General features: G+C 66.4%; 16 protein-coding genes. 14 read left to right on the plus strand and 2 right to left on the minus strand.

The features are described 5' to 3' along the window. The first annotated feature begins 3 nt into the window (after positions 1 to 3). From LZ017_RS07870 to LZ017_RS07940, 14 genes are all read left to right on the plus strand, one after another. A complete protein-coding gene (locus tag LZ017_RS07870) occupies positions 4 to 4,740 on the plus strand; it encodes a glutamate synthase-related protein (protein ID WP_374109895.1) in 4,737 nt (1,578 codons plus the stop codon). A 12-nt stretch (positions 4,741 to 4,752) separates the two neighbouring features. Continuing rightward, a complete protein-coding gene (locus tag LZ017_RS07875; protein ID WP_241396049.1) occupies positions 4,753 to 6,228 on the plus strand; it encodes a glutamate synthase subunit beta in 1,476 nt (491 codons plus the stop codon). A gap of 209 nt (positions 6,229 to 6,437) precedes the next feature. Then, entirely contained in the window at positions 6,438 to 6,893 is a 456-nt protein-coding gene (locus LZ017_RS07885; RefSeq protein WP_277604578.1) for a type IV pilin protein, read from the plus strand. Continuing rightward, entirely contained in the window at positions 6,893 to 7,507 is a 615-nt protein-coding gene (locus LZ017_RS07890; protein ID WP_241396050.1) for a GspH/FimT family pseudopilin, read from the plus strand. Before LZ017_RS07885 ends, LZ017_RS07890 begins: the two co-directional genes overlap by 1 nt. A 20-nt stretch (positions 7,508 to 7,527) precedes the next feature. Then, positions 7,528 to 7,950, plus strand: a complete 423-nt coding sequence (locus LZ017_RS07895; protein WP_374109896.1) for a pilus assembly protein PilV — start codon at positions 7,528 to 7,530, stop codon at positions 7,948 to 7,950. Next, positions 7,947 to 9,122: a PilW family protein gene (locus LZ017_RS07900; protein WP_241396052.1), complete on the plus strand. Its 1,176-nt coding sequence runs from the start codon at positions 7,947 to 7,949 to the stop codon at positions 9,120 to 9,122. The genes LZ017_RS07895 and LZ017_RS07900 overlap by 4 nt, the downstream gene beginning before the upstream one ends. Before the next feature lie 67 nt (positions 9,123 to 9,189). Beyond that, positions 9,190 to 9,912 carry a hypothetical protein gene (locus LZ017_RS07905; protein ID WP_241396053.1) on the plus strand — a complete coding sequence of 241 codons (723 nt, stop codon included), beginning with the start codon at positions 9,190 to 9,192 and terminating at the stop codon, positions 9,910 to 9,912. A 9-nt stretch (positions 9,913 to 9,921) separates the two neighbouring features. Further along, on the plus strand, positions 9,922 to 13,488 hold the full coding sequence (locus tag LZ017_RS07910) for a pilus assembly protein (RefSeq protein ID WP_241396054.1): 3,567 nt from the start codon (positions 9,922 to 9,924) through the stop codon (positions 13,486 to 13,488). A 120-nt stretch (positions 13,489 to 13,608) separates the two neighbouring features. Then, positions 13,609 to 14,466 carry an ABC transporter ATP-binding protein gene (locus LZ017_RS07915; protein ID WP_241396055.1) on the plus strand — a complete coding sequence of 286 codons (858 nt, stop codon included), beginning with the start codon at positions 13,609 to 13,611 and terminating at the stop codon, positions 14,464 to 14,466. Further along, positions 14,466 to 15,251 carry a lipid asymmetry maintenance ABC transporter permease subunit MlaE gene (gene mlaE / locus LZ017_RS07920; RefSeq protein WP_241396056.1) on the plus strand — a complete coding sequence of 262 codons (786 nt, stop codon included), beginning with the start codon at positions 14,466 to 14,468 and terminating at the stop codon, positions 15,249 to 15,251. The genes LZ017_RS07915 and mlaE overlap by 1 nt, the downstream gene beginning before the upstream one ends. Before the next feature lie 15 nt (positions 15,252 to 15,266). Then, a complete protein-coding gene (mlaD, locus tag LZ017_RS07925) occupies positions 15,267 to 15,746 on the plus strand; it encodes an outer membrane lipid asymmetry maintenance protein MlaD (protein ID WP_241396057.1) in 480 nt (159 codons plus the stop codon). After that, positions 15,746 to 16,534 (plus strand): VacJ family lipoprotein, encoded by a 789-nt coding sequence (locus LZ017_RS07930; RefSeq protein ID WP_241396058.1) that lies wholly within the window; start codon positions 15,746 to 15,748, stop codon positions 16,532 to 16,534. Before mlaD ends, LZ017_RS07930 begins: the two co-directional genes overlap by 1 nt. Positions 16,535 to 16,647: 113 nt before the next feature. Further along, on the plus strand, positions 16,648 to 17,265 hold the full coding sequence (locus LZ017_RS07935) for a phospholipid-binding protein MlaC (RefSeq protein WP_374109897.1): 618 nt from the start codon (positions 16,648 to 16,650) through the stop codon (positions 17,263 to 17,265). Between the two features lie 40 nt (positions 17,266 to 17,305). Continuing rightward, a complete protein-coding gene (locus LZ017_RS07940; protein ID WP_241396060.1) occupies positions 17,306 to 17,593 on the plus strand; it encodes an STAS domain-containing protein in 288 nt (95 codons plus the stop codon). A 55-nt stretch (positions 17,594 to 17,648) separates the two neighbouring features. Here the strand turns inward: LZ017_RS07940 and LZ017_RS07945 are convergent, their stop codons facing one another. Then, positions 17,649 to 18,509 (minus strand): MurR/RpiR family transcriptional regulator, encoded by an 861-nt coding sequence (locus tag LZ017_RS07945; RefSeq protein ID WP_241396108.1) that lies wholly within the window; start codon positions 18,507 to 18,509, stop codon positions 17,649 to 17,651. Positions 18,510 to 18,543: 34 nt separating this feature from the next. Next, on the minus strand, positions 18,544 to 19,989 hold the full coding sequence (zwf, locus tag LZ017_RS07950; protein WP_241396061.1) for a glucose-6-phosphate dehydrogenase: 1,446 nt from the start codon (positions 19,987 to 19,989) through the stop codon (positions 18,544 to 18,546). Positions 19,990 to 20,015: the final 26 nt, after the last annotated feature.

Consider the following 20,015-nt stretch of genomic DNA (forward strand, 5'->3'; position numbering starts at 1 on the left):
CTCGTGGCCACGTCCGAGGAAATCGCCGCGCTGACGCGCGACGGCCTGTACCGCCCGCAAAACGAGAAGGACGCCTGCGGTCTGGGCTTCGTCGCCCACATCAAGGGCCAGAAGGCGCACAGCATCGTGCAGCAAGGCCTGAAGATCCTGGAGAACCTGGACCACCGCGGCGCGGTGGGCGCGGACAAGCTGATGGGCGACGGCGCCGGCATCCTGATCCAGATCCCTGACGAGTTCTACCGTGAGGAGATGGCCAGGCAGGGCGTCGAGCTGCCGCCGCCGGGCGAGTACGGCGTGGGCATGATCTTCCTGCCCAAGGAGCACGCCTCGCGCCTGGCCTGCGAGCAGGAGCTGGCGCGCGCGATCAAGGCCGAGGGTCAGGTCTTGCTGGGCTGGCGCGATGTGCCGGTGAACGCCGAACTGCCGATGTCGCCCACCGTGCGCGAGAAGGAACCCATCATCCGCCAGATCTTCATCGGCCGCGGCCCGGACATCATCGTGCCGGATGCGCTCGAACGTAAGCTCTACGTGATCCGCAAAACCGCGTCCAGCGCGATCCAGGCGCTGAAGCTGACCCACAGCCGCGAGTACTACGTGCCCAGCATGAGCTGCCGCACGGTGATCTACAAGGGGCTGCTGCTGGCCGACCAGGTCGGCGCCTACTACAAGGACCTGGCGGATCCGCGCGTGGTCTCGGCCATCGCGCTGGTGCACCAGCGTTTCTCCACCAATACCTTCCCGGAATGGCCGCTGGCCCACCCGTATCGCATGGTGGCGCACAACGGCGAGATCAACACCGTCAAGGGCAACTTCAACTGGATGCGCGCCCGCGAAGGCGTGATGAAGTCGCCGGTGCTGGGCGAGGATCTGAAGAAGCTCTACCCGATCAGCTTCGAGCACCAGTCCGACACCGCCACCTTCGACAACGCCATCGAGCTGCTGACCATGGCCGGCTATCCGCTGGCGCATGCGGCCATGATGATGATCCCGGAAGCCTGGGAGCAGCATGAGCTGATGGACGAGCGCCGGCGTGCCTTCTATGAATATCACGCCGCGATGATGGAGCCCTGGGACGGCCCCGCCGCGATGGTGTTCACCGACGGCCGCCAGGTCTGTGCCGCGCTGGACCGCAACGGCCTGCGTCCCGCACGCTACTGCGTGACCGACGACGACCTGGTCGTGCTGGCCTCCGAGTCCGGCGTGCTGCCCATCCCCGAAAGCAAGATCGTCAAGAAGTGGCGCCTGCAGCCGGGCAAGATGTTCCTGATCGACCTGGAGCAGGGCCGCATCGTCGACGACGAGGAGCTCAAGACCCAGTACGCCAACGCGCGCCCCTACCGCCAGTGGATCGAGAACGTCCGCGTGAAGCTGGACGACATCCCCGCCGAAACCGCAGGCCCGGCCGCCTTCGAAACGCCGCTGCTGGAGCGCCAGCAGGCCTTCGGCTTCACCCAGGAAGACCTCAAGTTCCTGATGGCGCCGATGGCGACCAACGGCGAGGAGGGCATTGGCTCCATGGGCAACGACTCGCCCCTGGCTGTGCTGTCCAGCAAGAACAAGCCGCTGTACAACTACTTCAAGCAGCTCTTCGCCCAGGTCACGAACCCGCCGATCGATCCGATCCGCGAGAACATCGTGATGTCGCTGAACAGCTTCATCGGGCCCAAGCCCAACCTGCTGGACATCAATGCGGTCAACCCGCCGATGCGCCTGGAGGTCACCCAGCCCATCCTGGACTTCCAGGACATGGCGCGGCTGCGCGGCATCGAGGCCCATACCCACGGCAAGTTCAAGCCTTACGAGCTGGACATCACCTACCCGCGCGAGTGGGGCCGTGAAGGCGTGGAGGCGCAACTGGCCTCGCTGTGCGCCGAAACGGTGGACGCGATCAAGAGCGGCCACAACATCCTCATCATTACCGACCGTCGCCTGAGCGCCGGCCGCGTCGCCATCCCGGCGCTGCTGGCCCTGTCTGCCGTGCACCATCACCTGGTGCGCGAAGGGCTGCGCACCACGGCCGGCCTGGTGGTCGAGACCGGCTCGGCGCGCGAGGTGCATCACTTCGCGGTGCTGGCCGGCTTTGGCGCGGAGGCCGTTCATCCCTATCTGGCGCTGGAAACGCTGGCCGGGATGCATGCCGAGCTGCCGGGCAATCTCTCGGCCGAGAAGGCGATCTACAACTACATCAAGGCCGTGGGCAAGGGCCTGTCGAAGATCATGTCCAAGATGGGCATTTCGACCTACATGTCCTACTGCGGCGCGCAAATCTTCGAGGCGATCGGCCTGAAGGCCGACTTCGTCGAGAAGTACTTCCGCGGCACCCCCACGCAGGTGGGCGGTATCGGTGTGTTCGAGGTGGCCGAGGAGGCCATCCGCCTGCACCGGGCGGCTTTCGGTGACGACCCGGTGCTGGAGAACGCGCTGGACGCCGGTGGCGAATACGCCTGGCGCACGCGCGGCGAAGAGCACATGTGGACGCCGGACGCGATCGCGAAGCTGCAGCACAGCACGCGCTCGGGCAAGTTCGAAACCTACAAGGAATACGCCCAGCTGATCAACGACCAGAGCAAGCGCCACATGACGCTGCGCGGCCTGTTCGAGTTCAAGTTCGATCCCAGCAAGGCCATCCCGGTCGAGGAGGTGGAACCGGCGGCGGAGATCGTCAAGCGCTTTGCCACCGGCGCGATGTCGCTGGGCTCCATCTCCACCGAGGCGCATGCGACGCTGGCGGTGGCGATGAACCGCATCGGCGGCAAGAGCAACACCGGCGAAGGCGGCGAGGATCCGGCGCGCTACCGCAATGAGCTCAAGGGCATCAAGATCGTCAAGGGCACCCTGCTGTCCGATGTCGTCGGCAAAAAGGTGGTCGAAGCCGACTACGCGCTGAACGACGGCGATTCGCTGCGCTCCAAGATCAAACAGGTGGCCTCGGGCCGCTTTGGCGTGACGACGGAGTACCTGGTCTCGGCCGATCAGATCCAGATCAAGATGGCCCAGGGCGCCAAGCCCGGCGAGGGCGGCCAGCTGCCGGGCGGCAAGGTGTCCGAATACATCGGCTTCCTGCGCTACTCGGTGCCGGGCGTGGGCCTGATCTCACCGCCGCCGCACCACGACATCTATTCCATTGAGGATCTGGCGCAGCTGATCCACGACCTGAAGAACGTGAACCCGCGCGCCGACGTGTCGGTCAAGCTGGTCTCCGAGGTGGGCGTGGGCACGATCGCTGCCGGCGTGGCCAAGGCCAAGGCCGATCACATCGTGATCGCCGGCCACGACGGCGGCACCGGCGCGTCGCCGTGGAGCTCGATCAAGCATGCGGGCACGCCCTGGGAGCTGGGCCTGGCCGAGGCGCAGCAGACCTTGGTGCTCAACCGCCTGCGCGGCCGCGTGCGCGTGCAGGCCGACGGCCAGATGAAGACCGGGCGCGACGTCGTGATCGGCGCGCTGCTGGGCGCCGACGAATTCGGCTTCGCGACCGCGCCGCTGGTCGTCGAGGGCTGCATCATGATGCGCAAGTGCCACCTGAACACCTGCCCGGTGGGCGTGGCCACGCAGGACCCGGTGCTGCGCGCCAAGTTCTCGGGCAAGCCCGAGCATGTGGTGAATTACTTCTTCTTCGTCGCCGAGGAAGCGCGCCAGATCATGGCCCAGCTGGGCATCCGCAAGTTCGACGAACTGATCGGTCGCGCCGACCTGCTGGACACCCGCAAGGGCATCAGCCACTGGAAGGCCAAGGGCCTGGACTTTGGCCGCGTGTTCCACCGGCCTCAGGCGCCGGCCGAGGTGGCGCGCCTGCACAACGACCAGCAGGACCATGGCCTGTCGCGAGCGCTGGACGTCAAGCTGATCGAGAAGTGCCTGCCCGCCTTCGACAAGGGCGAGAAGGTGCAGTTCATGCAGGAGGTCACCAACGTGCGCCGCACGGTGGGCGCCATGCTGTCGGGCGAGCTGATCCGCCGCCATCCCGAGGGGCTGCCGGACCACACCATCTTCATCCAGATGGAAGGCACCGGCGGCCAGAGCTTCGGCGCCTTCCTGGCGCCGGGGATCACGCTGTACCTGATCGGCGATGCCAACGACTACACCGGCAAGGGGCTGTCCGGCGGCCGCGTGGTGGTGCGTCCCAGCATCGACTTCCGCGGCGATGCGACCAAGAACATCATCGTCGGCAATACCGTGCTCTACGGTGCCACGCGTGGCGAGGCCTTCTTCCGCGGCGTCGCGGGCGAGCGCTTCGCGGTGCGCCTGTCTGGCGCGAAGGCGGTGGTGGAAGGCACGGGCGACCATGGCTGCGAATACATGACCGGCGGGACCGTGGTGGTGCTGGGCAAGACCGGCCGCAACTTCGCGGCCGGCATGAGCGGCGGCCTGGCCTACGTCTTTGACGAGGACGGCCAGTTTGCCAAGCGCTGCAACACCAGCATGGTGGCGCTGGACAAGGTGATGACCAGCGAGGAGCAGGAGGCGACGCTGGACCGCGCGATCTGGCACCGTCTCAATGCGGGTGACGACGCGCAGACCGACGAGGTGATCCTGAAGAAGATGATCGAGGACCACCACCGCTGGACCGGCAGCCAGCGCGCGCGTGACATCCTGGACCACTGGGCCGAATCGCGGGCCAAGTTCGTCAAGGTCTTCCCGCACGAGTACCGCCGCGCACTGGGCGAGCTCAACGCGGCCAAGGAAGCCGCCGCCACCATCGCGCATGCCAAGGCCCCCGCGGCCAAGGCCAAGGTCTGATCAGGAGTCATCATGGGAAAAGTCACCGGCTTCATGGAGTACGAGCGCCTGGACGAGGGCTATGAGCCCGTTGCCCAGCGCCTGAAGAACTACAAGGAATTCGTCATTGGCCTGAACACCGAGCAGGCCAAGGTGCAGGGCGCGCGCTGCATGGACTGCGGCACGCCGTTCTGCAACAACGGCTGCCCGGTCAACAACATCATTCCGGACTTCAACGACCTCGTGTACCGCGGCCGTCCCGAGGACTGGAAGCAGGCCATCGCCGTGCTGCACAGCACCAACAACTTCCCCGAGTTCACCGGCCGCATCTGCCCCGCGCCCTGCGAGGCCGCGTGCACGCTGAACGTGAACGACGATGCGGTGGGCATCAAGTCCATCGAGCACGCCATCATCGACCGTGCCTGGGCCGAGGGCTGGGTCGCGCCACGGCCGGCTAAGCACAAGAGCGGCAAGACGGTCGCCGTCGTCGGCTCCGGCCCGGCCGGGCTCGCGGCCGCGCAGCAGCTCGCGCGCGCCGGACATGCGGTGACCGTGTTCGAGAAGAACGACCGTGTCGGCGGCCTGCTGCGTTACGGTATTCCTGACTTCAAGATGGAGAAGTCTCACATCGACCGGCGCGTCCAGCAGATGGAGGCGGAAGGGGTGGTCTTTCGCACTGGCGTGCTGATCGCCGCGCTGCCCGAGGACAGCAAGGTCACCAACTGGGCCAAGGAGGCGATCAGCCCCGAAGACCTGAAGGCCCAGTTCGACGCCGTGCTGCTGGCCTGTGGCGCCGAGCAATCGCGTGACCTGCCGGTGCCGGGCCGCGACCTGGCCGGCGTCCATTTCGCGATGGAGTTTCTGCCGCAGCAGAACAAGGTCAATGCGGGTGACAAGCTCAAGGGCCAGATCCGCGCCGATGGCAAGCATGTGATCGTGATCGGGGGCGGCGATACGGGCAGCGACTGCGTGGGCACCAGCAACCGCCATGGCGCCAAGAGCGTGACCCAGTTCGAACTGCTGGCCCGTCCGCCCGAAGAAGAGGACCGGCCGCTGACCTGGCCTTACTGGCCCTACAAGCTGCGCACCTCGTCCAGTCACGAGGAAGGCTGCGAGCGCGAGTTCGCGATCGCCACCAAGGAGTTCATCGGCGAGAAGGGCAAGCTCACCGGCGTGAAGACCGTCCGCGTCGAATGGGCCGGGGGCAAGATGGCCGAGGTGCCGGGGTCGGAGCAGGTGTTGAAGGCCGATCTGGTGTTGCTGGCCATGGGCTTTGTCTCGCCGGTGGCGGCCATCCTGGAGGCCTTTGGCGTCAACAAGGACGCGCGCGGCAATGCCAAGGCCTCGACCGACTTCAGCGGAGGCTATGCCACCAACGTGGACAAGGTATTCGCGGCGGGCGATGTGCGCCGCGGGCAGTCCCTGGTGGTCTGGGCCATTCGCGAGGGCCGCCAGGCGGCGCGCGCGGTGGACGAGTTCCTGATGGGCGACAGCGAACTGCCGCGCTGATTCGGCGCCGCGCGCTTGCGCCGGTGCCCACCCCTCCCTCGGGCCGCCTTCGGGCGGCCCTTGTTTTTGTGCGTCACCCGGTGTGCCGCTTGTCGGTGCCGCCCGTCCGTCCGTCGAACCGAGGGGTCGATTCGTGCAGGAATTCACGGGCCGATGCCTCCGCCTTGCCGAGAATTGCTCCAACTGCAGCCCCGACCCGAATTCCGACCATGAAACTGAGCACCTTCCGCGCCTCCCGGGGCTTCACGCTGATCGAAGTGATGATCGTGGTGGCCATCGTCGGCATCCTCGCCGCGGTCGCGCTGCCGGCGTACAGCGACTACGTGCGCCGGGGCCAGGTGCCGCAAGGTCTGGCCACGCTGGCCGACTATCGCATCAAGATGGAGCAGTACTACCAGGACAACCGCGCCTATGGCACGGCGGCCTGTGCGGATGGGGCCAACGCGCCGGGCTGGTCGGGCTTCGCCAGAGACAACTACTTCAGCTACGCCTGCAACCTGACCGGCAACGGCCAGGGCTATCTGATCACGGCCACCGGGCGCGATGGCACGCGCGTCAAGGGCAACGACTTCACGGTCGATCAGGCCAACCAGCGCACGACGGTGAACTATCGTGGCAACGCCAGTGGCAAGCCCTGCTGGTTGGTGCGCGGGGACGAGTGCTGATGAACCCGATCGCCCGCTCCAGGTCTTGCGCCGGCGGCTTCTCGCTGATCGAGTTGCTGATCGTCATCGCCATCCTCGGCTTCTCTGCCGCGATGGCGGTGCCGGGCGCGGTGAGCTGGGTGCGCGGGTTGAGCGTGCGCAACACCGCCGAAGGCATGCGCGCGGGCATCGAGAAGACGCGCCTGGAGGCCTTGCGCGCCAATACCAGCATGACCTTCTGGCTGATGAGCAGCGGCGCGGACCAGCCGCTGGACAACCATTGCGGCCGCAGTTCGACGGGCACGTCCTGGGTGATCAGCGTGCTCAACCCCGCGGGTTCATGCCTGGCCGCGCCGTCCGCGACGGTCGACCCGATGCTGGTGGAACGTTGGTCTGGCCGCGAGGGCGGCACCTCGATCAATTTGGTCGGAACCTCCGCTGCGGGCGCGGCGGCCGACAGTGTCACCTTCAACAGCTTGGGGCAGGTCGAACCCACCGGCGTCCAGTTGGCGCAGATCGACATCACCCATCAAAGCGGCGACGGCCGGCGTCTTCGCGTGCAGATCGATCCGGGCGGTTCCGTCCGTACCTGCGATCGCGATGTCGCGGCGGGCGATCCGCGCGCCTGCCAGTGAGGAGGACCCCGGTGAAGCACATGCATTCTTCTGGCGGACAGCGCGGCATCGCGCTGATCGAGGCCCTGGTGGGGATTGCGATCTTTTCCTTCGGCGTGCTGGGGCTCATCGGGCTGCAGGCGTCGATGACCAAGTCGCAGAGCGCCGCCAAGTACCGGGCCGATGCCGGCAACCTCGCCGGCGAGCTGATGGGCGTGATGTGGGGCGATGTCGGCGGCAACCTGGTCAATTACGGCGGCGACAGTTGCAAGGCCTATCCCCGTTGCGCCGAGTGGGCCAGCAAGGTCGCGCGCACGCTGCCGCTGGGCACGAGCAGGGTGGCCGTCAACATCGTGCAGCCGGGACCCAGCTGGATTGCCGACGTCACCGTGGAACTGCGCTGGAGCCAGCCGGGTGAAAGCGCGAACGTCTATCGAACCCAGACCCGGGTGCAGCCGCAATGAAGTCCGTCATACGTCATTCGACCGGGCAGCAGGGTTTCACGCTGGTCGAGCTCATGGTGGGCATGGGCATCGGCCTGCTGTGCACGCTGGTGATCGCGACCGCGATGAGCGTGGCCGAAGGGCAGCGGCGCGGAACCTCCGCGGGCTCGGACGCCCAGGTGGGCGGCACGCTGTCCATGTATGCCATTCAGCGCGAGGTGGCGATGGCGGGCTACGGCTTTGCCAGCGAGGCGATGGCGCTCGGCTGCCCCTTGAGTGCCCGCTTTGCAGGCTCGGCATTTGGCATGTTTCCGCCCGTGCTGGGACCGGTGTTCGTGACTACCGTCGGCAATGACAGCCAACTGCGCATCCTGGCCAGCTCCAAGGCCGTGACCGGCGATGGCGCGATCAACCAGGTGGGCTATTCCGTGCCGCTGCGGGTGGTGCCTCCGCATTACGACCCGAACAGCGGCAATGCTCAGCAGCGCACGCAGTTCAGCGTCAATGGCATGGTCGGTGTGCTGCAGAACGATTTGATGGTGCTGGTGCCCAACGCGCCCAACCCGGGCGTGGTTTGCGAGGTGTTCCAGGTGAACCAGGCGCCGGCCGCGTTCTCGATTCCTCGTGCGGACGACGCCGGCTGGAACGCGCCGGGCTTCCCCACCATGGCGACCTCCAGCAAATGCCTGCCGGCCAGTTGCGCCGTGCCCAATCCCAGCGGCAGCATTCTGCTCAACATGGGCAGCTTTGTGGACGTGATCTACAGCGTCAATGGCCAGCAGCAGCTGGTGGAGAGCCGCCTGGACACCCGTACTCGCACGCGAACCAACCGCGTGCTGCAGAGCAATGTGGTGCGCTTGCGCGCCTTCTACGGCATGGACTCCGACGGCGATGGCGTCGTGGACAGCTATACCAACGTGCAGCCGGCGAACCCGGCTCAATGGGCACAGCTGCTGTCCGTGCGCGTGGTGCTGGTGACGCGCAGCGCCCAGTTCGAGCGTGATCCCGTGACCACGGGGCCGATCAAAGTGGTGGTGGGCAGCGTGGCCCCGGTCACTGGGTCGGTCGATTGCACCGAAGGCAAGTGCCTGAACCTGGCGGTGAACGATCTGGCGAACTGGCAGAACTATCGATACAAGGCGTTTGACACCGTGATTCCGCTGCGCAATCAACGGTGGAAGTCGCCCAGCTGATGTGGACGAGACGGCGGGCAAGGTGGATACGGCCAAGCGCCAAGCCCCGCCCGGCAAGGATGCGGCAATGAAAGTCATGAGCATGCGCACGATGAGCTCTTCCGGTCCGGCTCGCAGCCGCGGACTCGCGATGATCTTTGCGCTGATCGCGCTGGCGGTGTTGACCACGGGCGCCGTGGCGCTGATCCGTTCGATCGACACCGGGGCCATGGCCATGGGCAACCTGGCCTTCAAGCAGTCGGCGCTGAACAGCAGTTCGGTCGGCACTGACGCGGCCATCGGCTGGCTGGACGGACAGACCCAGCTGATGGCGGCCAACCCCGGGCAACTGGACCAGGACAACCCGGCGGCGGGGTACTACGCCACGGCCATGGATGCGCTGGACCCGACCGGCAACTCGGTGGGTACGGCCCGTGTGCAGGCGCTGGTGGACTGGGACCGTACCAACTGCCTGGTGAACGGCAAGAATGTGGCACCGGCCGCTTGCATTCAGCCTTCGAATCCGGTGCAGGTGGGCAGTGACACCGTGAGGTATGTCATCACGAGGATGTGCTCGTCGCTGGGCTCATCGTTCAATGCGGTGCCGCCCAATTCCTGCGCCACCGGCCCGATGCCCGACGCCAAGGACTCCACTTCGAAGAACACCGGGCAAGGCTACAGCGACTACTCGCAGAGCAGCGCGCCGGCCAATCCCTACTACCGCATCATCGCGCGGACCGTCGGCGCGCGCGGGACGGTGAGCTACACCGAAACGCTGGTGAGCTACCCGCCCGACCCGAACAAGTCATAGGTGAACCCCATGCGAAATTTCTTCGAGCCGCGAGCTTGGCATGCCCTGGCGCAATCGGCCCTGGCCGGCGCGGCCTGCGTGGCGGCCACCTGGTCCCATGCCGCGCTGACCGACGTCTCGCAGACGCCGCTGCTGACGGCCTCCAGCACCCCGGTCAAGCCCAACCTGATGTTCGTCCTCGACGATTCGGGCAGCATGGCTTTTACCTATTTGCCCGAGGTTGCCGGCGATTTCCAGTACGACAACTACTACTATCCGGACACCTGGATGGCGATCAAGCATGGCTTGAAATCCATCCAATGCAACGGCCTGGCCTATGACCCGGATCCCAAGGTGAGCTACTCGCCGCCGCTGAACTATCTCGGCGCGGCAGCAGCGAACGCGAGCATCGACTCGGCCATGTACGCCGACCAGACGCTGGCCGCCAAGGATGTCAGCACCTCGTCGAACCTAGCCATCGTCAGCACGGGCAGCATCACGCTCAATGGCATCGGCAGCAGCTACAACAGCAGTCTCAACCAGCCGGTCACCATCTATGACAACAGCGATTCCAGGCGCTGGATGCTGGGCATCCTGACGGCACGCGACAGCAACAACAATCGCGTCACCGTCAGCATCAAATACGGCTCTGGCAGCGGCACGATCTCGCAGCCCGTGCTGGGCAAGGGCTGGCCCCAGTTCGTCTATTTCACCTACTCCGGCACCCAGCCCAGGCGCAGCTACACCTACGCGGCCGACGGCACACCCATCACCACCTCGACCTTCTACAGCGAGTGCAACACGGTGATTGGCAGCAGCAGCGTGTTCACGCCGGTTGTTGTGCGCTCCAACAGCGCGGAGGCGCAGCGCCTGGCCAACTGGTGGGCCTACTACAGCACCCGCATGAAGATGATGAAGGCGGTGGTGAGCCAGGCCTTCCGGAACATCGACGACAACTTCCGTGTCGGCTACATGACCATCCATGCCAAGCAGGCCACGGATGACGGCAGCAAGAAGTTCCTGCATATCAACGATTTCACCTCGACGCAGAAGTCCAAGTTCTACGACTACGTCAACGCGGCGCCCACATCCAACTCGACGCCGCTGCGTGGCTCGCTGGCGCTGGCCGGGCGCTACTACGCACGCAAGGCCAGTGGGCAGGGCACGGTCGATCCGGTGCAGTACTCCTGCCAGCGCAACTATGTGATCGTGGCGACCGATGGCGCCTGGAACACGGGTGACGAGGACTCGACGCTCAAGTTCGGCCCCTACGATTTGTACGGCAACAACGTGGGCCAGCGCGACTCCCAGGTTGACCGGCCCTATCAGGACGCAAGCAGGGGGGGCACATCGGGCGGTTCGTCCGACTCGCTGGCCGACGTCGCGATGTACTACTACGCGACCGATCTGCGCACCACGGCGCTGGGGAACTGCACCGGGGCCATGGGCGCGGATGTCTGCAACAACAACGTCAAGCCCACCGGCACCGACGCCGCGCAGTGGCAACACATGACGACCTTCGCGATGAGCCTGGGGCAGGATGGCACGCTGAAGTACGACCCCAACTACCTGACCCAGACCTCGGGCGACTACAAGAACATCCTGCAGGGCACCAAGGTCTGGCCCAACCCGACGAACGACGCCCCTAAGGTGGACGATCTGTGGCATGCCGCGGTCAACGGGCGCGGCGTCTACTTCAATGCCGCCGATCCAACGACCGTGACCCAGGGCCTGCAGGCCGCGCTGGCCACGATCAAGGGCGATACGGCCTTCGGCTCCGCGGCGGCGACGTCCAGCCAGCGGCCGGTGCCGGGCAATGACAAGGCCTTTGTCGGCAGCTACACCTCGGCCGACTGGATCGGTGACCTGCGCGCCTACCAGATCAACCTGGACACGGGCGCGATCACGATGACCGACGCGGCGGGCAAGGACACCCGCCTGTGGAGCGCATCCGATCAGCTCAAGAGCGCCGACAAGACGGCACGCAAGATCTACTATGCCAAGGGTCAGGTCTTGCGCGACTTCCAGTACAGCAACCTGGTGGCGGATGGCTTCAACGGCGACTTCGACAATGTCTGTAGCAAGCTGTCGCACTGTGCCTCGCTGAGCACGGCCGACCAGACCACGGCCAACTCCGGCGCCAATCTGGTGAGCTATCTGCGCGGTACCGATCTGTCGGTCTATCGCTCGCGTCTTGCGGTGCTGGGCGACATCGTCAACTCGGCGCCCGTGTACCTGGGCGCATCGCCCAAGTCCTTCGGCGGTGCCGACTTCCTCAGCTATGCCCAGGGCACGGCGCAGCGTCGACCCATGGTCTATGTCGGCGCGAATGATGGCATGCTGCACGCCTTCGACGCCGCCACCGGCAACGAGGTCTGGGCCTTCGTCCCCAGCGCCGTGCGCGCCAATCTGTACAAGCTGGCCGATCGCAACTACGCGACCAACCACCAGTTCTATGTCGACGGTCAGATCACGCTGGCCGACGCGGTGATCAACGGCGCCTGGCGCACCGTGCTGATCGCAGGCCTGGGCGCGGGCGGCAAGTCCTATGTGGCGCTGGACGTGACCGACACCTCCGGACCACCCACCTTGCTGTGGGAGTTCTCCGACAGCAACCTCGGCTACACCTTCGCTCAGGCGCTGGTGGTGCAGCGTGCGTCCGGCAGCGGCGAATGGGTGGCGGTGCTGAGTTCGGGCGTCAACAACGTGGGCGACGGGCAGGGACGGCTGTACATGGTGAGCCTGCAGCCGGGCGGCGCCGTCCGCGCGCAGATCAGCACTGGCCAGGGCTCCAGCGGCTCTCCCGCCGGCCTGGGGCCGCTGGCGGCCTGGGCGGACAGCGGCGGCGACGCGGTGGCCAAGCGCTATTACGCCGGGGATTTGCTGGGCAACGTCTGGCGCTTCGATCCCGATGGCACCCTGGGCGCGCCAGGGGCGGTGCGCATCGCGCAGCTGCTCAGCGCCTCGGGCGTGGCCCAACCGGTGACCACGGCTCCGGTGCTGGCCGAGATCAACGACCATGGGTTCAAGACGGCCGCCGTCTTCGTGGGCACTGGGCGGCTCTGGGGGCTGTCGGATGTGTCCAATGTCGACGGGCAGTCCATCTACGGGATACGGGATCGGCTCACCAGTTCCGACTGGGGCAATTTCCGCAATTCCGGCGCCGTTGCGCAGACACTGCAGACCAGTGGCAACGTGCGCACCGCGACCAAGAACCCGGTGGACTGGAGCACCAAGTCCGGCTGGTATGTGGACCTGCCCGATGCCGGCGAACGGATCAACGTGCCCATGCTGCTGCAGTCGACAACGTTGGTGGCGCTGGGCAATGTGCCGCAGTCGGTGGCGGCCTGCGTGGACGGCGAGGCAGGATATTCCTGGCTCTACATGCTGGATATCGCGACCGGTTCCGCGATCACCGACATCACCCGACTGTCTGACCTGGCCACGGGTCTGAGCCGCTACGTGCTGCCCAGTGGCAAGCCGGTGGTGTCGATCACGCAGAAGAAGACCATCGACACCCGGCAGGTGCCGCCCAAGGTCAACTTCCAGACCAACGCCAAGAAGGTGTCCTGGCGAGAGCTAATCGATCGCCAGTAAGCCGGGCAGGACGCGCCTTTGCCGGGCCGGCCGCCGGAATCGGTGGCCGGCAAGCTCCTGGTGTTTCCCCTATGATGTGAGCTTTGCGTGTCCGGGGCCCGTCCCCGCCTGCACAGGCTCATGGCCCCATACTCCAGAGCAGAACAAGCCACACAGCCGCTGATTGAACTCAAGGCCCTGAACTGCGGATATGCCGACCGGCTGGTGCTGGAAGGCGTCAATCTGCGGATCGGGCGCGGCAAGGTGTTGGCGCTGATCGGCTCTTCCGGGGGCGGCAAGACCACGCTGCTGCGCCTGATCACGCGGCAGATCCGCCCGCAGAGCGGTCAGGTGCTCTTTGACGGGCAGGACCTGGATGCACTGGATCAGGCCGGACTGTATGCCGTGCGCCGACGCATGGGCATGCTGTTCCAGTTTGGCGCCTTGTTCACCGATCTCTCGGTGTTTGACAACGTCGCCTTCCCGCTGCGCGAGCACACCCGCTTGTCCGAGCCCATGATCCGCGACCTGGTGCTGATGAAGCTCAACGCGGTGGGCCTGCGCGGCGCGCGCGACCTGATGCCCAGTGAAATCTCCGGAGGCATGGCACGCCGCGTGGCGCTGGCGCGGGCGATCGCGCTGGACCCGGACCTGGTGTTGTACGACGAGCCCTTCGCGGGGCTGGACCCGATTTCGCTGGGCGTCGCGGCCCGGCTGATCCGTGATCTGAATGACGCCCTGGGTCTGACCAGCATCATCGTTTCGCACGACCTGCATGAAACCTTTGGGATTGCCGACGAGGTCGTGATGGTGGCCAATGGTCGCATCGTCGCCCACGGTACGCCCGACGAGTTGCGCCACAGTGACGATCCGCTGGTGCGCCAGTTCGTCGGCGCCCATGCCGACGGTCCGGTGCGCTTTCACCAGCCGGCGCCCCCGGTGGGGCAGGACTTCGGGCTGGAAGCCGCGGGCGACGCGACAGGAAGGATGTCCCCGTGATGGGCCTGAACCATGCAAGCCGAGCCCTGGGCCGCAGCCTGCGCCTGAAGCTGGCGGACTGGGGCGCGTCGGCGAGGCTGCTGCTGCGCCTGATCCTGCTGCTGCCGGCGGCGCTGGGTCGCTTCGTGCTGGTGCGCGAGCAGCTGTTCTTCGTCGGCAACCGTTCGTTGTCCATCATCGGCGTCTCCGGTCTGTTCGTCGGCTTCGTGCTGGCGCTGCAGGGCTACTACACCTTGCAGCGCTATGGCTCGGCCGAGGCCGTCGGTCTGCTGGTGGCGCTGAGCCTGGTGCGCGAGCTGGGGCCGGTGGTTTCGGCGCTGCTGTTCGCCGGCCGGGCCGGCACCTCGCTGACAGCGGAGATCGGCTTGATGAAGGCGGGCGAGCAGCTGTCGGCGATGGAGATCATGGCGGTCGACCCGGTGCGCCGTGTGCTGGCGCCGCGCTTCTGGGCCGGCGTGATCGCGATGCCCCTGCTGGCGGCGGTGTTCTCGGCGGTCGGCATTCTGGGCGGCTGGCTGGTCGCGGTGCCGCTGATCGGCATCGACGGCGGGGCCTTCTGGTCGCAGATGCAGGGTGGGGTGGAAGCCTTTGCGGACGTGGGCAACGGTGTGGTCAAAAGCCTCGTGTTCGGCGTGACGGTCAGCTTCGTGGCCTTGCTGCAGGGCTATGCCTGCAGGCCCACGCCCGAGGGCGTGGCCCAGGCCACGACCCGTACCGTGGTGATGTCGTCTCTGGCGGTGCTGGCACTGGACTTCGTGCTCACCGCCATGATGTTCTCGATCTGAATTTGGAGTTGCGCGATGCAATCCTCTCGTTATGACGCCTGGGTCGGTGCCTTCGTGCTGGTCGGCGCGGCGGCCCTGCTGTTCCTGGCGTTGAAGGCCGGCAATCTGTTGAGCCTCAACTGGGGCGAGGACAGCTACACCGTGTCCGCCAAGTTCGACAACATCGGCGGACTGAAGGCACGTGCCGCGGTCAAGAGCGCCGGTGTGGTGGTGGGCCGCGTCGAGTCCATCAGCTTTGACGACAAGAGCTTCCAGGCACTGGTGATGCTCAAGCTCAACAAGTCGGTGAACTTCCCCAAGGACAGCTCGGCGAAGATCCTCACCTCCGGCCTGCTGGGCGAGCAATACATCGGGCTGGAGCCAGGCGCGGACGAGAAAAACCTCGTGGCCGGCGACCGCATCCAGCGTACCCAGTCCGCGGTGGTGCTGGAGAACTTGATCGGTCAGTTCTTGTACAACAAGGCGGCGGATGCCGGCGGCGGGGAGGGCAAGTGATGGCCGCCCGCATCGTCAATCGCAGCGCGAGCCTGCTGCTCGCGGCACTGATCGCGACTCTGGCGCCCTTGGCTGTCCAGGCCCAGGACGCCGCCGCGAATGCGCCGAGCCAGGTCCGGCACAAGCAGGACCCTTGGGAGCGCTGGAACCGCAAGGTCTTCAACTTCAACGAGGGGCTGGACGAGAAGCTGCTGCGCCCGGTGGCCACGGCCTACAGCGAGCTCGTGCCCTCGCCGGCTCGTGTGGCGGTGGACAACTTCTTCGGCAACTTCAAGGACGCCTGGTCGGCCGTCAACCTGGTGCTGCAGGGGCGCTTCAAACTGGCGGCGCAGCAGACCATGCGCGTCTCCGTCAACAGCGTGCTGGGCCTGGGGGGGCTGATCGACATCGCGGCGCCCGCGGGTCTGGAGAAGCACAGCGAGGATCTGGGCCTGACCTTCGCGCATTGGGGCTTTTCGTCGGGACCCTACATCGTCTGGCCCTTGTTCGGTCCCTCGTCGTTGCGCGATGCCATCGCCGAGCCCGCCAACGTGCTGACCTCGCCGTCTTTCCTCTTCGACCGGGGGGAGTACAAGGTGGCGGTGTTCTCGCTGCAGACCATCAACAAGCGCTCCAATCTGCTGCGTGTCACCGACATGCTGGATGAAATCGCATTGGACAAATACACCTTCGTCCGCGACGCCTACCTGCAGCGCCGCAACCTCAAGGACCGCAAGGTCCCGGCCGAGGACGACGAATACGAGGTCATCACCGAAGAGCCGCCGGCCAGCGCACCGGCCTCGCGGTGAACCTCCAACCGTGCCGTAGCGTTATAGATTGGCCGCGACAGGCGGCCTCTGACAAGGACATTGCAATGCGTTTGATCCCCTCGAGCTGTTCCAAGCGTTGGTTTCTGCAACTGATGGCCGGTGCCGCCATCTCCATGTCGGTGGGTCTGGCCCAGGCGGCCGATGCCACGGCGCCGGACCAGCTGATCCGCCAGCTGTCGGTGGAGGTGCTGGATGCGGTCAAGAGTGACAAAGCCATCCAGGGTGGTGATGTGCAGAAGGTGATCGCGCTGGTCGACGCGAAGATCATGCCGCACGTGAACTTCCAGCGCATGACGGCCTCGGCCGTCGGGCGCTTCTGGCGCCAGGCCACGCCCGAGCAGCGCCAGCGCCTGCAGGACGAATTCAAGAGCCTGCTGGTGCGCACCTATGCCGGGGCGCTGACCCAGGTGAAGGACCAGACCATCGCGATGAAGCCGCTGCGCGCCGCCGCGGAGGATACCGATGTGGTGGTGCGCACCGAGGTGCGCGGCAAGGGCGAGCCCATCCAGCTGGACTACCGGCTGGAGAAGACCGACCAGGGCTGGCGCATCTATGACGTCAACGTGCTGGGCATCTGGCTGGCCGATCAGTACCGCAACAGCTTTGCCCAGGAGATCAATGCCAAGGGCATAGACGGCTTGATCAAGGCCCTGGCGGAGCGCAATCAGAAGGCCGCCGCCGCCGGCAGCGCACCGTCCGCCAAGCCCTGACCGGCGCGGTCTCCTTTCTTTCCCAGCCCGGACACGTGCGATGCTGAAGCTGCCCCAGGAGATTCTGCTGTCCAACCTGCCGCAGGTCTGGGCCACGCTGGAGGCGGCGATGCGCGCCGAGTTGGCCCACCTGACCAGCGCGGCGGGTCAGGTCTTGCGGCTGAATGCCGCGACGCTGGAGACCTTCGACTCCAGCGCCTTGAGCCTGCTGCTCAGCGCAAGGCGTTTGTGCGTCCAGCATGCGCTGGAGTTGCGCATCGAGGGCGTGCCGCCTAAGCTGCGTGAGTTGGCGAGGGTGTATGAGCTGGGGGAGTTGCTCTGGCCTTGACGGCCAGGTGCTCCCTGGATGACGAGCGCTGAGGCCCAACGAAGGCCTTCCCAGCTCACGTCGCGTAACGCTTGCTGCGCAGGTTGCGCTTGATCTCCTGCAGCAGCGGGCGCAGCTTCTGGCCCAGGCGCAGCGCGACGCCGGTGGTCAGGATGTCCACCACCATCAGGTGCAGCAGCCGCGAGACCATGGGGCTGTAGCGGTCGTAGTCCTCGGGATGGTCCACCGCCAGCAGCACCTGGCCGGGCTGCTGGCCCATCTGCGCCAGCGGCGAGCCGCTGGCGGTGATGATGATGGTGGTCGCGCCCTTCTTGCGCGCGATCTCGGCGGCGTCGATCAGGTCACGGCTGCGTCCCGAGTTGGAGATGATCACCGCGCAGTCACCCGGCCCCAGCATGGTGGCGCTCATCAACTGCACATGGCCGTCGCTGCAGGCGATGGTGTTGACGCCCAGCCGGAAGAACTTGTGCTGCGCGTCCTGCGCCACGATGCCGGAGTTGCCCACGCCGTAAAACTCGATGCGCTTGCCTTGGCGGCCCGATTCGGCCAGCGCCGCGATCGCGCGCTCGAACGCATGGCTGGCGGCGTCGTTGCGGTAGTGCAGCAGCGCGGCGACCGCGTTGTCGACCACCTTCACGATCAGGTCCGCCGGCTTGTCGTCCTCGTCCACCGAGCGGTGCACGAAGGGCACGCCTTCGTTGACGCTGCCGGCCAGCTTGAGCTTGAAGTCCGCCAAGCCGTCGTAGCCCACACTGCGGCAGAAGCGCACCACGGTGGGCTTGCTGACATGGGCGCGCTCGGACAGCTCGCTGACCGGCAGATTGGCGAAGGCGCGCGGGTCGGCCAGCAGCAGCTTGGCCACGCGTTGCTCGGCCGGCGGCAGCGCGGGCAGCGCCGCCTTGATGCGCTCCAGCATGCTCATGACGGGGACCTCCTGACGGCTTGCGACATCAGCATTCCTCGGCCCAGCTGAAGCCCTCGCGGGCCACCAGCGCGCTGGCGGCCGGTGGCCCCCAGCTACCGGCGACATAGGTGCGGGGACCGGTCGGGTCGTTCTTCCAGGCCTCCAGCACCGGCTCCACCCAGCGCCAGGCCTGTTCCTGCTCGTCGCTGCGCACGAAGAGATTCAGCCGCCCGGCGATCGCGTCCAGCAGCAGGCGCTCGTAGGCGCCGACGCGGTTGGATGCGAAGGCCTTGTCGAAGTCCAGGTCCAGCGAGACCGAACTCAGCGCCTCGCCATGCGCACCGCCCTTGGCGGCCTGCAGGCGCAGCTCCAGCCCGTCCTCGGGCTGCAGCTTGATGATCAGCTGGTTGGGCCGGTTGGCGCCCGGGAAGATGGGGTGGGGCACGGGGCGGAAGTTGACGACGATCTGCGCGTCGCGGGCCTGCAGCCGCTTGCCGGTGCGCAGGTAGAAGGGCACGCCGGCCCAGCGCCAGTTCTGCACCTCGGTGCGCAGCGCAACAAAGGTCTCGGTGTGGCTGCCCGCGGGCACCTTGGCTTCGTCCAGGTAGCCGACCACGGCCTTGCCATCCACCGTGCCGGCGCGGTACTGGCCGCGCACCACGTCGCGCTCCACGCTTTCGGGCGTGAAGGGCTTGAGCGCGCGCAGCACCTTGAGCTTTTCGTCGCGTATCGCGTCGGCGTCGTTGCTGGACGGCGCCTCCATCGCGATCATCGTGAGCAACTGCAGCGCATGGTTCTGGATCATGTCGCGCAGCGCGCCGGTACCGTCGTAAAAGGCGCCCCGCGTGCCCACGCCCAGTGACTCGGCCAGCGTGATCTGGATGTTGGCGATGCTCTCGCGGCGCCACAGCGGTTCGAACAGGGCGTTGCCGAAGCGCAGCGCCATCAGGTTCTGCACCGAGGGCTTGCCCAGGTAGTGGTCGATGCGGAAGGCCTGCGACTCGGCGAACACCGAACGGACCACGCGGTTGATCTGCTGCGCCGACGCGAGGTCGTGGCCCAGCGGTTTTTCCAGCACCACGCGCACGCGCGGCTCGTTCAGCCCGGCCGCGCCCAACTGCTCGCAGATCTGCGTGAACAGATGCGGGCTGGTGGCCAGATACAGCACCACGGTGTCGGCCTGGCGCTGGCCCAGCCATTCCTTCAGCCGCTGGTAGTGCTCGGGCTGCGACAGGTCCATGCGCCGGTAATGCACCAGCGCGGCAAAGCGCTCGAACTCCTCGTCGCTGGGGCGCTTGCCTTCCTCGACTTCGCGGAAGCGCTCCTTGAGCCATTCGCGGTAGCGCTCGTCCGGCATTTCGTCGCGCGCGACGGCGAGGATGCGGCCACCTTCGGGCAGCTTGCCGTGGCGAAAGGCCTGGAACAGGGCGGGCATCAGCTTGCGCCAGGTGAGGTCGCCGGTACCGCCAAAGAACACGAGATCAAAGGACATGCGCACAGGCCTCCAGCGATGGAGGC

The organism is Pelomonas sp. CA6 (assembly GCF_022549225.1).
In the GTDB taxonomy this organism is placed as follows: Bacteria; Pseudomonadota; Gammaproteobacteria; order Burkholderiales; family Burkholderiaceae_C; genus Roseateles.